This window comes from Citrobacter sp. Marseille-Q3906, assembly GCF_916618775.1.
In the GTDB taxonomy this organism is placed as follows: Bacteria; Pseudomonadota; Gammaproteobacteria; order Enterobacterales; family Enterobacteriaceae; genus Citrobacter; species Citrobacter murliniae.
This window is the reverse complement of record NZ_CAKAKA010000003.1, coordinates 929,111-945,264: the sequence shown is the minus strand read 5'-3', so window position 1 is coordinate 945,264 and position 16,154 is coordinate 929,111. Positions and strand designations below refer to the sequence as shown.

The following is a 16,154-nucleotide window of genomic DNA, read 5'->3' as shown; positions in this document are numbered from 1 at the left end:
ATCTCCTCTCAGGAATGGACAATATGGGTACCCGTTTCACCACACAGCGCGGCAGGAAGACATTCTGGCGTGGTGATAATCACCCGCTTACCGCCACGCGCCAGGAATGTCAGGCTGGCAACAATTTTGGGTAACATGCTGCCCGGCGGGAAATGCCCTTCCTGCATGTAACGGGTCATCGTCGCGATATCGACCGTGTCCAGCGCCTGCTGGTTAGGTTTGCCGAAGTGAATACACACTTTCTCTACACCGGTGGTGATCACCAGGATGTCAGCGCGGATCTCCTGCGCCAACAGCGCGGTAGAGAGATCTTTATCAATCACCGCGTCCACGCTGTGATAATCCCCCTGCTCGCTACGCACTACCGGGATCCCACCGCCCCCCGCGCCAATCACCACAAAGCCCTGCTGGGTCAGCGTTTTAATCGCCTCCGCTTCGACAATGCGCTTTGGCTCCGGAGACGCGACAACACGACGGTAACCGCGCCCGGAATCCTCCACAAAACGCCAGCCCGGATTGACCCGCTGTAGCTCATCACGCTGCGCTTCGCTAAAGAACGCCCCGATAGGCTTGGTCGGATTAGCAAAACCGGGATCGTTCTTGTCGACCTCCACCTGCGTCACCACGGTCACCGCTTTCTGCTCCCCGCGACGCGCCAGACGGTTATTTAACGCCTGCTGGATCAGGTAGCCGATGCCCCCCTGGGTATCGGCTACGCAGTTGGCCAGCGGGGTGAGTGGTAAACCTTCACGCTCATGCGCGATTTCCGCACGCCGCAGATCGAGTCCAACCTGTGGCCCGTTACCGTGCGTCAGCACAATGTTGTAGTCCGATGCCAACATCTCCAGCACCGTATCTGCGACCGCTTTCACCGCTTCAGCCTGGTGCTCAATCGACTGGCTGGCGTTATCTTTGATAATGCTGTTGCCGCCAATGGCAACGACCACAAGTTCTTTCATATTGTCATCTTCCGCTTGCAGGCGATTCAGGTAGTTTTCGTTGGTTCCTGCTCAGGCGCAGTTACCGCTTCACGGCTGTCGAGAACATGTTTGATGACAAACATGCCGCTCATCATCAGGTAGGCCAGAACAAACATCATCGAACTGCCTTCCGCAAAGCCAACCGCCGGGGAGTGGATCACACCAAACAGCGACAGCAGTGCGCCGAAGGCTGCGGCAACCGCACCGCGCAGTGGCTTGTTCATAATGGCGAAGATAGCGACACAGCCCCACAACATACTGGCCAACGGCGCGCCGCTTCCCAGATGAACCAGCCCGTCGTAATACACGCCTTTGCTGTGCAACAGATTGCTACCCAGTTTCGCCGCTGACGTTCCGGCCGCGCCCATCACGCTGTTGACGATGGTCAGCGCCCAGTTGGCAATCCATGGGAACAGACAGATGAAGATGACGGGGACCTCGACTTTGGGCGTTTCTCGTACCACCTGATTGGCGGTCACTACGCCGATAAACACCAGGATCGGCACTATCGCGGTCATCGGAATAATGGCGAGCATAAACGCCCCCAGACCAAACAACGGCACCAGGAACATGGTGATACCCGATGCGAGGGTATAACCAATACTGGCTCCCATCGCTTTCCAGCCCGCATGTCCAACGTAGACTGTGACCGGGAACGGGTTCCCCAACATACAGCCAAGCATGGATGCAAAACCGTTCGCCATCATGACCTTACGGGTGTTGTACTCATCTCCCGCCGCGTGCGCACTTTCAATATTCTCAAGGTCAAAAATATAGTTCGCCAGACCCAGAGGAACCGCAGAAGCCAGATACGGCAGCGCGTGCGGCAGGCCTTGCAGGAAGCTGTCGACATGGACTTCCGGCGGGTTAAAGCCAAAAGAGGACATTGAGGCTTTGATCGCTTCAGGGCTTTGCAAGCCGGAGATCCACGCCAATGCCGTACCGGCAATCAGCAGCAGCAAACCGGTAGGAATGCGGGCAAAAATCGGTTTCTTACCAAACCAGTTAATGAAGATCAGCAGCAGGACGATGAAAGAGACAGTTGGCGCTTCAAATGCCTGCAACATCGGGTTCATTGCCAACAGCAACAGACCCAGGCCAGATAAACAGGAAAGCAGCACTGTGCGCGGTATCATTTTGCGGATGGTCTCACCGAGGAATGAACCACCGACCAGGATCAACGCTTCAACAAAGCACCATACCAGCGCTATCTGAATAGCGAAGTTGGCGTCTTTCGTTTGCTGATACACCGGCATTAATACCAGGAAGGTCACAGTAAAGATCGACGGTGCGCTTGGCCCGGACGGCAGCGCCGTCACGTCGTTACGCCCGGTATGTTTCGCCATCTGCAAGCCAAACCAGGCATAACAGATGCTGGCCACCAGCACCGCCAGACCAAAGGCGGGTGCAATTCGGCCGTAGACAATTTCAGTAGGGATCCCGACAACAAAAATGAGTAGCCCCATCATTGTCAACAGGTTAGTCAGGTTGTTGGTCATCAGCCCGAAGTAAGCCGCCCAGTCACCACGTTTCCATTCTAGTTTTATGTTGTTCATGGAATATCCTTTACAGGTTAAGCATCGTTTGCGATCACGGAGATCGCCCAGCCCTGCAGGTAAGCAACGTTTTTCTCTTCGCTACCGTGGGGCTAACGGTGTTAGCCCCTGTGGTTGTTATTAGCAGTAGCGGTCACGCCAGTTGAGGAGCGCCTTTTCAAAGCAGGCAAACGGCGGGTGTACTATTCCGGCGCCGATCATGCCGATCCCCGCATCTTTGTGCGCAATGGCGGTGTTGATCACCGGCAGAATACCGGTGCTGCCCACACGCGTAATGTCGATCGCGGTTGGCACGCCCATAAAACCGAGCAGCGGAATGGTGACGTTTGGGTTTTCACCGAGGGTGATTTCACGCATCTGGCGGGAGAAGTCGACGGCTTCTTCAACCGTACCACCCACCAGCGCCACGATGGCTGGTGCGGTGGCCATCGCGAAGCCGCCAATACCGTAGGTTTCGGTAATGGCGCTGTCGCCGATATCACGCCCGGAGTCTTCCGGCTTATAGCCCGCGAACATCGGGCCAATCACCTGCTGTGCCGGACCGGTAAACCACTGGCCCGGTAAGCCGCTGATACGCAGGCCGAACTCAACACCATTACGCGCCATCGTCGTCACCACCGTGCTGTATTCAATGCCGTGCGCAGCATCCATGGCGGCTTTACACATCGCCATCCACGTTGGACCGGAGAAATAGTCGCTGCTGAGCACAAACTCGAACACTTCACGTTGTTGCTCAACCGGATAGCCGGTCTGGATAATCCACGGAGTCAGCGCCTGAATTAACAGTGCCGTACCGGCGTTGTTGCGGTTATGGCACTCATCGCCCATGTGCAGCGCCTGTGCCAGCATCAGGCGTAAATCGATTTCACCCGCCAGTTTCATCGCATCACGCAGCATCGGTCCCATCACATCACGCATCCAGTTAAGGCGATCGATAACGCTTTGATCGTTCGCTCCCATGCGCAGGATCTTTGCCATCTGCTCGCTCATATTGGTATATGCGCGGTTGCCGTAAGTTTTGTTCTCCACGATGTGCATGAACATCGACGCGGACGTTACGCCCGCCATCGATCCCACGCAGTCATGTTCGTGGCACGGCGAGAAGTTAATTTCGCCCGAAGCGGCAAGCTCGGCGGCTTCATCCAGATCTTTCGCCAACCCTTCAAATACCAGCGCGCCGGTGACTGCACCTTTCATCGCACCGCACATTTTTTCCCAGCGGATCGGCGGCCCGGCATGCAGAATCGTGTTACGGGTCATTCCAGGTACCACATTGATGGCCTGGTCATAGCCAATCAGCACCGGATGCGACTTAATAATACGTTCCAGCGCCTGCTGGTTAGCGGCGGCAATCTTGTCTGCCAGCGGTGAATCAGCAATCTGATCCAGTGCCGCAACCACCTGCATATTGCCCTGGCCTGGCGGTGTCCAGTCGAGTTGAGTAACGGGCACGTTCTGCTTTTTCAGGTCATCGCTGAACATCGCGATACCGACGTTAATCACATTCAGCGGCTGGTTAAACAGTGTCTGGCTCATCAGGCTTCCTCCCCTTTACAGATAAATTCACGCGCCAGCAATCCGGTGTTGGTGCTACTGCTCGCCCAGATAACGCCGGCATCAGTCAGCATCTGGCACTGTTTTTCCAGCGATGGCGTATCCAGGTCGGTCCCCAGAACATAGCCGAGAATTTCCAGAGGACGACCGTCAGCGGCAGCGATGGCTTTCGCTTCATTGATCGCGTCGATCATCACGCCAACCGGATCTTCATGCGATCCAAATCCAAGGACGAAATCCATCACGATCACGCCGACTTCAGGATCTCTCGCTTCCTGCAACAAACGACTGATGCGGTTGGTCGGATCGATCATTGGATGGGGCTTGCCGTTGGTGAAATCATCATCACCAAAATCAAGGAAGGTATGCGCCACACTACGGTTGAGATCCTGCAGGCGGAACGCCGGGTCCGGATGAATGTTGCTGTACACCTCGGCATGTTTTTCCATGGCGGCAAACATCGCTTCATCACACAGCGTGCCGCCACAGAACAGTCCGCGAATATACTTTTGCTGCGGCGTCAGACGGGCGCGAACTTCTTCAATCAGCGGCCAGTTGAGCGGATGCAGATCAAGACTCTCTTTTTTCACGCCACTCAGCAGCACTGCTTTCAATGCCGCTTCTTTAGTGCCGCGAGCGAACTGCAGACCCTCTTCGTCCGCAGGCGCAGCTTCACGTCCGAGGAAACAGACCACCACCGGTTTAAAGCAGGCGCGCGCACGTTCCAGCACCTTACGGGCTACCGCAGGTGCTGGCGGTTTAGAGATCAGCGCAATGATCTCAGTTTGTGGATCGGCCTCCAGCATATCTATCGCATCGAGCATCATCAGGCCGCCAATCTTCTCGCTCAGATCGCGTCCACCGGTGCCGATCAACTGGGAAATGCCACCGCCAAATTCGTGAATGCGCACACTGAGCTCCTGACTACCGGTGCCAGATGCCCCAATAATGCCGATATTGCCGCGACGCACCGCGTTCCCAAAACAGAGCGCCGCGCCGTTAATAATGGCGGTACCGCAATCAGGCCCCATCATCAACAACCCTTTTTCATGCGCCAGCTGTTTAAGAGCCAGTTCGTCATCAAGGGAAACATTGTCAGAAAACAACATTACGTTGAGGTTGTTTTGCAGCGCCTGACGCGCCTCGCGGGCCGCGAACAGACCATTTACCGATATCACCGCGAGGTTGCTGTCGGGGACATGTTTTTTAGCACTGGCGAGCGTGGCATAACGTGCTTCGTGCTGCCCACCTTGTTCCTTATGCGTGAACAGTTCCTCTATCGCCACCAACGTTTGCTCGTTCGCGGCCTCACTCGCACCTTTAATGACAATCATTAGATCGCCACTCTTTGCCTCTTCCAGCTCAGGCGTAAGCAGACCGAGATTCTTCAGCACGCCCTTGTTCATTTCCGTTGCCATCGCCACGAACGCCTGCTCCACACCATCAAGCTTATTAGCGCGCGTAGAGATAGACATCAGTGAGACAGAATCAAAATACGTGTTCTTTTTAACAACTATCCTGATCGACATAATTCCCTCCGGACCGTTGGCTCAGGGCGCAGGCATCCGCCATGCCGTACAGCATGTCGCAGCCAGAACTTGAGCCGATATTTTTAATGTCAGTAATAAATTTCGTAGCAACGTGTGGTTGCTCAGTAATAATATGGGTCACCAACCGCGTGACACTTTCCCGATAACGTTGATGAAACGCCTCTTCCAGCGTTATTTTGCTGAGTAAGGTTGTGTTATTTCCGGCAATCTGTAATGCCGTTAAAAAATCTTGTCGATACTTATTCAGCGGATGCCCACTAATAAATAAAATTGTACTCAGGCCTACTAAATAATCATCAGACGATGGCGTCAGCCCTATTCCAAGACCAATTAAATCGCTGACCGCAACACAGATATTTTCTCCCGTACTCAGCGCCGTTATTAAACTTTGGCGGCGCAGTTGTAATTCACGAGTAATTTCCTGGTAAAACGGATTATCCCCCTGGTACAGAAATAATGTGTCGTCGCGATTAAGCTGTTGGCGGATAACCTCTGCCCAGTGGCGCCAGGATATTGTGGTGAAGCGCTCTGCATCTGGCGACCCACGAGGCATTTGCCACATCAGGCAACCAGAGGTCTCTATCCATTTATCATAACCAACAGCGATCCCTGACTGCGTAAAACTCACCGGCTCACCGGGTTGAAACAGATCTTCGCAATGCGTCAGCGCCAGCCGACAGCTGTTAGGCGCGTTATCGCAGCACTCACTCAATAACGTAAACAATCGCTGCTGTTCCGGTATGAACAGGTTCACCGCGCGGGAAAAAACCTGTTCAACTCGCCCCGTTCCCCGATACGCAAGAAACGCGCCGTCTGCAGTTAGCGCCCGCACGCATCGCCGTGATGGCGTGGCGATAGTGGCGCTCCTCTGTCAGGCTCCGGCGGCAATCAGCAGCTCGGCGATTTCATGGAACCCTTTCTCCCGCGCCAGTTCCAGCGGGGTTTTACCGTATTTATCCGTCATGTGCGGGTTAGCGCCATTGTCGAGCAGCAGCTTGACGATTTCCTGCTGCTTCGCGCCGCCATCATTAAGTACGATGGCTTCCAGCAACGGCGTCCAGCCGACAAAGTTGGTATGGTTTACATTGATATCGGTACGCTGCAGTAATTCACGTACGATCTCAACGTGACCTTTTTCGCTGGCTGGCGTAATACCAACGCCGCCAAAACGGCTCAGTCGTTCGAGATCGGGATTGGCAGGTAATACCGTACGCAGCAGCGTTAAATCATTAGTCAGGCAGCTAATCAGGAAGGGGTTAAAACAAGTTTGATCTTGTTTATTAATATCGGCACCGGCGTCAATCAATAAAGAAACGCAGTCATAATGCTTATTCAGGCTGGCAATAATTATGGCGGTACGGCCCTGGCGGTTAGTAGCATTAATATCCACATTATTTGCCAGACAGGATTTTAATCCTTCGGCATTGCCCTGTTCTGCCGCCAGCAGAAATTCAGTAATGAGTTCTTTCTCTGACATAATCGCTCTCCTGCAGTTTTTTAGACTTTTTAAATATCCGATAACCTGAGAATAGCAACAGAGTACGGAGAATAACATCCGCTTAAATTTCATTCATCGTAAGTGAGTCGATTGTTGAAACAAATTTAATAATGAGAACAAAATGTGCTGTAGTGCAATCTTTCTCTTATGACTAACGGTCTTTCAGCCATTAATCAGTCATAGGGGAAATAAAGCGGTATGCTGCACGGATAGCGGCCTGCAACTAAAACACAGAAGTGTGATTGCCTTCAAATCAAATGTAACCCTAGTGTTAAATTCTGTTCAAAACTGATTGCTCTCCATAAGGATTACAAATACATTCAACAATCATCGTATCGCGGGTTGTGGACTCAGGGGAGAAGGAATGAATTCAATATTTACCGAGGAAAACCTGCTGGCGTTTACGATGGCTGCCCGCTACAGCAGCTTCAGCAAGGCCGCCGAGGAGCTGGGTTTAACCACCTCCGCCATCAGTTATACCATCAAGCGCATGGAAATGGGGCTGGATGTGGTGCTGTTTACCCGCAGTACCCGCAGCATTGAGCTGACCGAGTCCGGGCGCTATTTCTTTCGTAAAGCGACAGACCTGCTCAACGACTTTCACGCCATCAAGCGCAGCATTGATACGATCTCCCAGGGCATTGAGGCTCGGGTGCGCATTTGTATTAATCAACTGCTGTATACCCCGAAGCATACCGCGCGACTGTTACAGGTACTTAAGAAACAGTTTCCAACCTGCCAGATAACCGTGACCACGGAGGTCTATAACGGCGTCTGGGATTCCATCATCAATAACCAGGCCAATATCGCCATTGGCGCGCCAGACACGCTACTGGACGGTGGCGGGATCGATTACACCGAGATTGGCGCGATCCGCTGGTCGTTCGCCATCGCACCTGATCACCCGCTGGCCTTTATGCCTGAGCCGATTTCAGAGAGTCAGCTGCGTTTGTACCCGAACATCATGGTAGAAGATACCGCGCACACTATTAACAAGAAGGTCGGCTGGCTGCTGCACGGGCAGGAATCAATCCTGGTGCCCGATTTTAATACCAAGTGCCAGTGTCAGATCCTCGGCGAAGGCATCGGTTTTCTACCCGACTATATGGTGCGCGAAGCAATGGAAAAATCGCTGCTGGTGACGCGACAGATCCATAACCCACGCCAGGATTCGCGCATGCTACTGGCGACCCAGCACTCGGCAACCGGGCGGGTGACACAGTGGATTAAAAAGGAGTTTGGCCCACAAGGGGTACTGACGGGGATTTATCAGGATCTGCTGCATCGGGAGTAATATGCCCGATGAGGGGAACTATTGTGGACGCACCGGATGCGCGTTGCGTCATCCGGTGAAAAGTAAAACTCAGGCACGAATGTCGTCGTACTCGCGAGTTTTATCAAACTCATGTTTGGCAAACGGACAGAGCGGGATCACTTTACGGTTTTCTCGGCGCATTTTTTCCACCACTTTCTCCACCAGCAGCTTGCCGACTCCCTGACCTTTCAGGCTGGGGTCAACATCAGTATGTTCAATGATGCTCAGATGTTCGCCCGTCGGCACGAAGACAATCTCAGCAACCTGATTGCCCTCGGCATCGTTAACATAAAACTTGTTGTGCCCTTCAAGAATATCCATGGTCTTCTCACTCATTTCTGGCGATATTTAAGCGCGCCGCTCGGACAGGTATCGATAACCTTAATGACCGTCGCGACATCAACTTCATCCGGGATGATCCACGGTTTACGTTTCAGGTTAAAAAGCTTCGCGCTTCCCCGCACACAATTACCCGAATGCTGGCATATCGCCGTATTGAAATAGACATCAACCTTCTCGCCGGTATAGGCCCGGTAACCTGCTTCCAGTAACTCTTTATCCACGACATTACCTCAGTTATTTTTATTGTCCTGGGAGTAATCATAGACCCAGGCGAGTCTGAAGGCTGCTGCTGGCGGCTGAAATTGTCGCAGATTAGCTCCGGCACACGATTACGTTCACCTCATGTTCTTCACTTCTGTGGAACGATACAACCCGTGAACGTAATCCAGTTCAAGGGTTAAAGGTTCTCTGTCACCGATTCATTTCTTCGTGCAACCGTTCCCTGGCTGACGGTAGCATCTCAAGCATTGCAGGTGTTGGCGGCGGCAAGCGGTTATCGGCAATATGCCTGTCCACTTCCACATAGTCGATTTCACCATTCTCATGGTGATGAACCGTAAGCACCCTCGCCTTATTCAGCTCGGTAACCAGTTCTCGGGTAATTCGCAAACTTTCTGCCAGCTCATGATCTTCAAGCCCAGGCCTGCGACTGCGTCGTTCCACACGGAAGCGATACTGGTTGTACTTCGCCCAGCCAATGAGCACCAGACCGTTTATCAATGCGATCAGGATGTAAAAAGTGACCGTATCCAGAGTTGTGAAAAACGGCCTCACGCCCATAAAGGGTGAATGAGCCAGTGCCGTAATCAGCCCTTTATAGATCAGGTACAGAAATCCAACCCAGGCAAAAAACGTTAGCAGAACGTCTATTACACGTGGCAGAAGTCGCTGTTCGGTAAAGATGAGTGGCTGGCTCATGATTCTATCCTCCCAATTCCACGGTCAGGGCTTACCCAACGCGCTCTGCCGCGTTTGCGTTTAAGCATCACTTTGGGGAAAGCGACCAGCGTGGTGAACAGACTCAGCATCCAGTACACCACCGGGAACCAGATGATCCAGAACAACGAAGCGCCGATACCTTTTTCATAGCGCCGTTCAATCATCAGACTCACCGCAAACTGCAGCAAGCAAACCACGCCGAGTATTAGCCCGGTAAATGCTGGCGGGAACAGGTTTTGCACGTATAGCGAGTCTGGCATTGGGAAAAATAACCCGCAAAGGAACAGCACAATGCTGACCGCATAGGCAAATGACCAGGCGGTAGAAAAACAGAACTCAAGGAACAGCGGCCACATGCGGCGAAATTCCCAAGACCACAGGCGACGCATGTTAACAATAAATACTTCAGCACCACCTTGAGCCCAGCGCAGACGCTGTTTCCACAATCCTCTTAATGTTTCAGGCATCAGGATCCAGCACAGTGCTCGTGGTTCAAAGAATACTGACCAGTGGCGCAATTGCAGCTTCCAACTGATATCGATATCTTCAGTGATCATGTCCGGGCTCCAGTACCCCACCTCAGCCAGAGCACGACGACGAAATGCCGCAATGACGCCAGAAACGGTAAAGATCTGCCCATAGACTCGCTGAGTGCGCTTAATCAAGCCGATAATCGAGGAGAATTCACCGACCTGTACACGACCAATTAACGTGGAACGGGTACGAATGCGCGGGTTTCCGGTCACCGCCCCGACACGCGGGAACTGTATCAACGGGGCGACAATATAGGCGACGGCATCGCGATCCAGTAAAGCATCACCATCAATGCAGACAAGATAATCACTGCGGGCCGCCGCTGCGCCGGTCCTGAGCGCCAGGGCTTTCCCCTGGTTCTCGGCTAAATGAATCACCCGCAGGCTCGGGTATTCCGTTGCCAGTTGTTCAAGCACGTCGTGCGTGTCATCTGTCGAACCGTCGTTAATGGCAATAACTTCAATATTTGTATAACGCTGCGCCAGCGCTGCACCGATCGTTTCACGCGCATTGATCCCTTCGTTATAACAAGGGATCAAGATCGAAATCAGCGGATTTCCTTCAAGCGTCGGCGGCGGTGTTTCCTCTCCCCATTTCCAGTGGCGTTCACGGTAAAACCAGAAGTAAACCCCACCGCTTATCCACAAAGCCGACATGAACAAGGGCCAGAAGAAGACGAAGTTCAGCATCACTTCACCTGTAAAAACGACAGCCACGCCAAACGGCAGACTGAACATCAGGCAAAGAATCAGGAAAGCAATAATGCGATCGGTCATTTTTGCGGGTACCAGTATGATGAGAACGTCGAGCGAATCTCTGACATCTCGGGTTTGTCGCTGATGAAATCATCCGGGTAATAACCATAGTTACCCGCACCGCTTAACTTAAGCTGGCGCATCCACTCGGCTATTTGTTTACCGCTGATTTCGGCCTGTTCCCCGGACTTACGCCAGTCTCGTGCTTGCAGTTCAAACACGGTCTTATCCAGCGCTCCGGGCGTTTGTGCAACGGCATTCACCAGTCTGTCCAGCCAGGCGTTGGCATCATTGGCCGGAATATTCTCCATCAATGGCATTGCCATCGGTGCTGTCCAGTCATAGGTATTGAGGAAATCATTCAGGTTCTGCGCGAACCAGGCTTCACTTTCTGGTTCCAGCACCGGCATGGCGTAAATATTGCGTGCGGTTTGTACCTGTGGGCCGCGAATATTACGTACCGCGCGGGTCAGTTCCTTTGTAAAGTCGGTCAGCATCTTACTTTTCAGGCGAGTCCAACGTTCGAATGCCTGAGGATCGTTACGAATTTGCTCAATACTGCCCGGAAGGCCTGCGGCACGGTATGCGGCTAAAGCCTCCGGCGACGCATCTTCAAAATCCGTCAGGAAAGCATCATCATGGAACAGAATCCCTTTGAAACTGGCATGCTTCGCCAGATCTTCATAAATCTCGGTGATACGCTTACGCGCTTCGCTATCCCAGGGAGAAAGACGAACATACTGCTCACGATTAATCGCGCTACGTCCGGTTTTCGGATCCCATGCCGTCACGCGTGGAATAGCGTCGTCGAGACCAAAAGCCAGCACCGGCATCCAGGCATAAACGGTAACCCCTGCCCGCGTTTGTAATTGCCAGGAGATATAGTTAAAGAGATCGGCACGCATCGGCAGCCAGCGGTTAGGGAAATAAAGCTCGTGAATATTTCCGTCACCTTGTGGATCGGCATACGCCTGCAGGAAAACATGAGAAATACGCATGTCATAGACACGCTGGATCAGCTTGTCGATATTTCTACGTTGTTGGGCAGGATCTTTGTCATACACATAATCCAGATCGATATGCATAACGCGCATCGTCTGAGGTTCACGCACCTGGCCGACCTGGCTGGCAAAGCGCTTAAGGGATGGGTTATCAGATATCAGAACACGGGGGATATCATCCAGAAACGCGGCATTTGCCAGCCCTTCGTTGAGCGTAAACGCCATCTTGTAACCGTGCTCTTTGGCCAGACTTAATGTCGTGCCATTGGCTGCGCCATAAGGCCAGACCCATGCGCGTGGCGATTTCCCGGTTACAGATTTTATTTTGTTTGTGATTAAAGAGATATCAGTGTTAATACGGCGATTGTACTGTTCGTCCGTTTCGTAAGTGCCGGTCTTTTTATCGTACAGACGGTTTGCCACAGCAGGTTCTTTACTTCCCTGCGGGTTCGCTTCACCACCGAAATGCGATGCCCATGTATGCGCACCAATTTCAACCAGCGGCGATTTCCCCATTTCCTCGACCATTTTCCAGGTGGCAAATTTGTCTCGCGCCGTCATCAGCCCACCAAAATCAACTTTTTTATTGGCGGGAGAATCAACCCAGCTGCCCACCGGTGCCCACAGTGCTGGCCAGTTATAGGCTTTCAGCAGCGGCCACACGCGGGTATAAAAACTGCTATAACCATCATCAAAGGTGAGTAATACCGCTTTTTCCGGCAGCACGATTTTTCCGTCATGCGCATCCAGAATTTGCTGCACACTGATCGGGTTATAACCGTTGTCACGTAGCCATCCCATCTGATCGCTCAGCGCACTGGTACGCACAGAGAGGTATCGCTGATCTGCCGCGCCGTCCTCTACATCGTGATAGCCCAGCACCAGGAAGCTATTTTTCGGCCATGGATGATCAGCAGCAAGCGGAGATCGCTCCGCCGGAGGAACGTAGCGCGGGGTCGTATTGTGCGCGCTACTGCACGCAGTGATCATCAACCAGCCAGCGATTAATGCGCTAACCCATAGGCATCTTTTAAACATGTACAGTCCTTAAAACCTGACATTCAAATCGAAAGCGAGGGAGATATTCCGCTCACGTTTACCGTCGTAGGGGCGTTTATCCCACACCAACATCACCCCGCCATCCACGACGTTGTTCCATTTAAGCCGCTGTCCGTATCCCACCTGAACGATGGCGCCCACGTCTTCACCTTGCTGCCAGTAGCCACCTACGCCAGCCACGCCTTGCTGCGTCCACACAGTGTCATAGTGGCGGTAAAGAACCTGCTCTGCGGCAAGCCCTGGTACAACGGAAAAATCACTCTTAGGGTTGTAATACGGCACATTCTCTTTGGTGTTGGTACTTCCGCCGATGCCCGGTGTGAAGTCCAGCGTGAAGCGCGGCGTCGTCCACATGCGCTCTTTTCCGCTCAGCCCGTACTCGATACGATCGTTACCATCCGAGAAATGTGAAGCGGCAAACGACAACTGATACTCTCGTCGTTCATTTTGATACCAGCGGACAAACATATCCCCGCCGTTTGCGTACACACCGCTACGCAATGCGCGAAGCGGGGTATTACGTGAAAGACGCTCCGCCGAACCGCCAACGCGCCAGTTATCATTAAAATCATGCCAGGCTGAAAGACGCCCACCAATTTTCTGACCATCGCCATAGTTACGGCCCGAAACTTCCATTTCCGCCCAGTAGTCACGGGAGGTCCATTCCGCACCGGCAGCCAGGTCACGGTTGATACCCTTTCCTTCTTCAAATTCCCCGGTGGCAAAGTTAAACCCGGTAAACAGTCGCCAGTTGTCATTAATCGGCGGACTGTAAATGGCGGTATTGATGTTGAAGTCATTCTTACCACTGACCGGGCTATCGGAGGAAATCCCCTGCGTGCCGCTGATCCGCAGCTCTGACATTTTGTGAACATCACGTATGCGGGCCAGGCGCAGCGTTGCTTCATCATCCGGGCTACGGGCAATGACGTCATCGGTAAGTTCATCGGCCTGCCGCCATTCCTGAAGATCCAGCGCTACATAGGCCTGCTGGCGTTCCAGCTCCAGGTTGCTTGGCTCAATAACTTCGGCCAGTTTAAGCTCTTTCTCTGCAGCTCGAGGCAGACCACGGGCTTCAAGCACTGAAGAATAGGTTATACGCAGCCCCTGGTTACCAGATCCCGTGCGCGCCAGATGTTCCGCGAGTTTTTCTGCCTCAGGCAATTCATTGGCAGCAATGTGATATTGCGTGAGCAACGTCTGACCAAGCAGCCAGTTATCGTTAGGCTGTGGCGTAGGTGAACCATAAATCCGTCGCAGATACGGACTCTCTTTGATTAAATTGTCGACCTGCTTTTTGGCTGCAGCAAAGTTTTCATTATCAATATGCGCATAAAAAAGATCCTGCTGATCTTCAGGACTGAGAGGAGTGACTGGAAGCGGTCCATGCGGATAGTAGATGCTCATCAGCATCGCTTCGGTTTTTTCCGGCTGACGTTCGCTTAGCCACGCCGAAGCGACCCAACGTTTCGCATAGTTAGGCACCTCCCCGCTCGCTTCAAGTGACTCATATTCTTGAATCACTTCGGCAGTACGCTTGCGCACCAGCAAAGCGCCCATACGGTCAATCCTTGCCCGGCGAACATCATCCTGAGCGGACGGTTCATCTTTCCAGGCCGCGAGCAGTTGGGCATATCGGGCAAGCGCTTTATCTGCCACGATAAAACGTTCTTCTTCATTACGCGCGGAAGTATATGAGGAGCGAACGATTTCTGCTGCCGCATCAAGTTCAAGACGACGTTTAACAGGATCTGACGTCGGAACCACCTCCGTTAGCCCTAACGCAGGCCCGGATACACGGTTAGCTGACAGGGCAGATAACAACGTAGATTTTGCATTTTTGTTGCTCGGATCGATATCATTGGCCTGGCTGGCGACTAACAATGCATCCCAGTTTTTCCCCTGCGAATGGTATACATAGGCCACCAATGCATCGGAGTCAGCTCCCGGGTGCGCCTGCGCCCATTTATTCGCTTCGGTGAGCGCCTGCTGATTGTAGCGAGCATCTGCAAGCGTCATTATCCAGCCGGTACGTACATCCACGTTATCAGGATCTTCCTGCAAAACGTTTTCCCAGATGGCTAACGAATCATTCCATTTTTTCTGATTGCGAAAAGCCCGTGCAGCGGCGATTTGCCCACGCGCAGGCACAGCCATCTGCCCACGATATCGCAGCCAAATATCAATCGTTTCTTTATCGCTGTTATTGGCCCAACTGGAGACTTGCAACCAGTCAGCGACCTGATTTGGCGTTAGTGAGGATTTCTTTTCCTGTTCCTGAAGGTAGCGCATGAGCGGCGCACTATTACCTTCACGAGCTTCAATAATCAAACCGTCATAATCAGATGCTGCCGCAGAAGTTTGAACAGGAAAAAGAACGCAGGCCGTAAATAAACAGGTTACAGACTTAAAGCTTTTAATGAAGTTGGTATGTCGACGCATACTGAACATATCTGCCCTTATGTCTTACATCAGAGTAAAAATAAGCGTTTTCAATAAGTTAACTTAATTTCTTAACGATTGTCGACCATCTTATATGCACTACCGCTTATTTCGTAATAGGGTTGCAAACCATTTTAATTCTTTCGTCTTATTGACTACCTGCGCCTCATCCTCTAGTTACCGGAATGGGGCAAAAACTCATAAATTTTAACACTCAGCGTACACTGTGGCTACATGATAAGAAAACCCTTAGGCAAAAAAAGTATTTTAGACCAGAATATCCTAATACTCTTGGGATCGAATTCTGAACTCGCTTTAAGACCAGGCGGAAAGTTATGTAACTCAGTTTACTATTACTTTAAAATATAAAAACACAACGTAATTGTATGCCTGTTAACTATTAAAAGAGTTTATCCCTTTCAGGGGGCCCGGCGCCTTCATCTATACCATTATCCAGCAGTGTACCCATCATGACAGCGCTCATGACGTTACATGGAGTGGTAACCAGTATGAGTCAGCGAGGAAACATCCATAATAATGAAATAACGAAAAGTATTTTCTCGCCATTGAGACGAAAGTGAATAATAAATGCCTACAAAATGCAAAAACAGGCCCTTAGAATATCAGTA

Annotated in this window: 13 protein-coding genes; 1 reads left to right on the top strand and 12 read right to left on the bottom strand. The window is 52.1% G+C overall.

Annotation, left to right across the window (positions count from 1 at the left end):
- Positions 1-8: 8 nt before the first annotated feature.
- The 6 genes from LG384_RS21860 to LG384_RS21835 all read right to left on the bottom strand — a co-directional run bounded on the left by LG384_RS21860 (position 9) and on the right by LG384_RS21835 (position 7,117).
- A complete protein-coding gene (locus tag LG384_RS21860) occupies positions 9-959 on the bottom strand; it encodes a carbamate kinase family protein (protein WP_225761519.1) in 951 nt (316 codons plus the stop codon).
- A 26-nt stretch (positions 960-985) separates the two neighbouring features.
- Positions 986-2,536, bottom strand: a complete 1,551-nt coding sequence (locus LG384_RS21855; RefSeq protein ID WP_045447075.1) for a hypothetical protein — start codon at positions 2,534-2,536, stop codon at positions 986-988.
- Between the two features lie 120 nt (positions 2,537-2,656).
- Complete coding sequence (locus tag LG384_RS21850; RefSeq protein WP_225761518.1) at positions 2,657-4,072, bottom strand: DUF1116 domain-containing protein; 1,416 nt, start codon at positions 4,070-4,072, stop codon at positions 2,657-2,659.
- Positions 4,072-5,619, bottom strand: a complete 1,548-nt coding sequence (gene fdrA, locus LG384_RS21845) for an acyl-CoA synthetase FdrA (RefSeq protein ID WP_200041862.1) — start codon at positions 5,617-5,619, stop codon at positions 4,072-4,074. The genes LG384_RS21850 and fdrA overlap by 1 nt, the downstream gene beginning before the upstream one ends.
- Positions 5,597-6,472 (bottom strand): DUF2877 domain-containing protein, encoded by an 876-nt coding sequence (locus LG384_RS21840; protein ID WP_048220621.1) that lies wholly within the window; start codon positions 6,470-6,472, stop codon positions 5,597-5,599. The genes fdrA and LG384_RS21840 overlap by 23 nt, the downstream gene beginning before the upstream one ends.
- A gap of 39 nt (positions 6,473-6,511) precedes the next feature.
- Positions 6,512-7,117 (bottom strand): ankyrin repeat domain-containing protein, encoded by a 606-nt coding sequence (locus LG384_RS21835; RefSeq protein ID WP_045447086.1) that lies wholly within the window; start codon positions 7,115-7,117, stop codon positions 6,512-6,514.
- Between the two features lie 385 nt (positions 7,118-7,502).
- Between LG384_RS21835 and LG384_RS21830 the strand changes: the two genes are divergently transcribed.
- On the top strand, positions 7,503-8,432 hold the full coding sequence (locus LG384_RS21830; RefSeq protein WP_045447089.1) for a LysR substrate-binding domain-containing protein: 930 nt from the start codon (positions 7,503-7,505) through the stop codon (positions 8,430-8,432).
- A gap of 69 nt (positions 8,433-8,501) precedes the next feature.
- Here LG384_RS21830 and LG384_RS21825 read toward each other — a convergent pair whose 3' ends face one another.
- From LG384_RS21825 to pgaA, 6 genes are all read right to left on the bottom strand, one after another.
- Positions 8,502-8,774: a GNAT family N-acetyltransferase gene (locus LG384_RS21825; protein ID WP_045447092.1), complete on the bottom strand. Its 273-nt coding sequence runs from the start codon at positions 8,772-8,774 to the stop codon at positions 8,502-8,504.
- 11 nt (positions 8,775-8,785) lie between these two features.
- Complete coding sequence (gene yjdI, locus LG384_RS21820) at positions 8,786-9,016, bottom strand: 4Fe-4S mono-cluster protein YjdI (protein ID WP_048220619.1); 231 nt, start codon at positions 9,014-9,016, stop codon at positions 8,786-8,788.
- 190 nt (positions 9,017-9,206) lie between these two features.
- Positions 9,207-9,713: a poly-beta-1,6-N-acetyl-D-glucosamine biosynthesis protein PgaD gene (gene pgaD, locus LG384_RS21815; protein WP_045447097.1), complete on the bottom strand. Its 507-nt coding sequence runs from the start codon at positions 9,711-9,713 to the stop codon at positions 9,207-9,209.
- Positions 9,710-11,044: a poly-beta-1,6-N-acetyl-D-glucosamine synthase gene (gene pgaC / locus LG384_RS21810; RefSeq protein WP_045447099.1), complete on the bottom strand. Its 1,335-nt coding sequence runs from the start codon at positions 11,042-11,044 to the stop codon at positions 9,710-9,712. The genes pgaD and pgaC overlap by 4 nt, the downstream gene beginning before the upstream one ends.
- Positions 11,041-13,062 (bottom strand): poly-beta-1,6-N-acetyl-D-glucosamine N-deacetylase PgaB, encoded by a 2,022-nt coding sequence (gene pgaB / locus LG384_RS21805; RefSeq protein ID WP_200009933.1) that lies wholly within the window; start codon positions 13,060-13,062, stop codon positions 11,041-11,043. Before pgaB ends, pgaC begins: the two co-directional genes overlap by 4 nt.
- Before the next feature lie 9 nt (positions 13,063-13,071).
- Positions 13,072-15,534, bottom strand: coding sequence for a poly-beta-1,6 N-acetyl-D-glucosamine export porin PgaA (gene pgaA, locus LG384_RS21800; protein ID WP_045447104.1), 2,463 nt, complete (start codon positions 15,532-15,534; stop codon positions 13,072-13,074).
- Between the last annotated feature and the right edge of the window lie 620 nt (positions 15,535-16,154).

Coding starts and splice junctions, on each gene's coding strand:
- LG384_RS21860 (WP_225761519.1), bottom strand. CDS start 959: ATGAAAGAACTTGTGGTCGTTGCCATTGGCGGCAACAGCATTATCAAA.
- LG384_RS21855 (WP_045447075.1), bottom strand. CDS start 2,536: ATGAACAACATAAAACTAGAATGGAAACGTGGTGACTGGGCGGCTTAC.
- LG384_RS21850 (WP_225761518.1), bottom strand. CDS start 4,072: ATGAGCCAGACACTGTTTAACCAGCCGCTGAATGTGATTAACGTCGGT.
- fdrA (WP_200041862.1), bottom strand. CDS start 5,619: ATGTCGATCAGGATAGTTGTTAAAAAGAACACGTATTTTGATTCTGTC.
- LG384_RS21835 (WP_045447086.1), bottom strand. CDS start 7,117: ATGTCAGAGAAAGAACTCATTACTGAATTTCTGCTGGCGGCAGAACAG.
- LG384_RS21830 (WP_045447089.1), top strand. CDS start 7,503: ATGAATTCAATATTTACCGAGGAAAACCTGCTGGCGTTTACGATGGCT.
- LG384_RS21825 (WP_045447092.1), bottom strand. CDS start 8,774: ATGGATATTCTTGAAGGGCACAACAAGTTTTATGTTAACGATGCCGAG.
- pgaD (WP_045447097.1), bottom strand. CDS start 9,713: ATGAGCCAGCCACTCATCTTTACCGAACAGCGACTTCTGCCACGTGTA.
- pgaC (WP_045447099.1), bottom strand. CDS start 11,044: ATGACCGATCGCATTATTGCTTTCCTGATTCTTTGCCTGATGTTCAGT.
- pgaB (WP_200009933.1), bottom strand. CDS start 13,062: ATGTTTAAAAGATGCCTATGGGTTAGCGCATTAATCGCTGGCTGGTTG.
- pgaA (WP_045447104.1), bottom strand. CDS start 15,534: ATGTTCAGTATGCGTCGACATACCAACTTCATTAAAAGCTTTAAGTCT.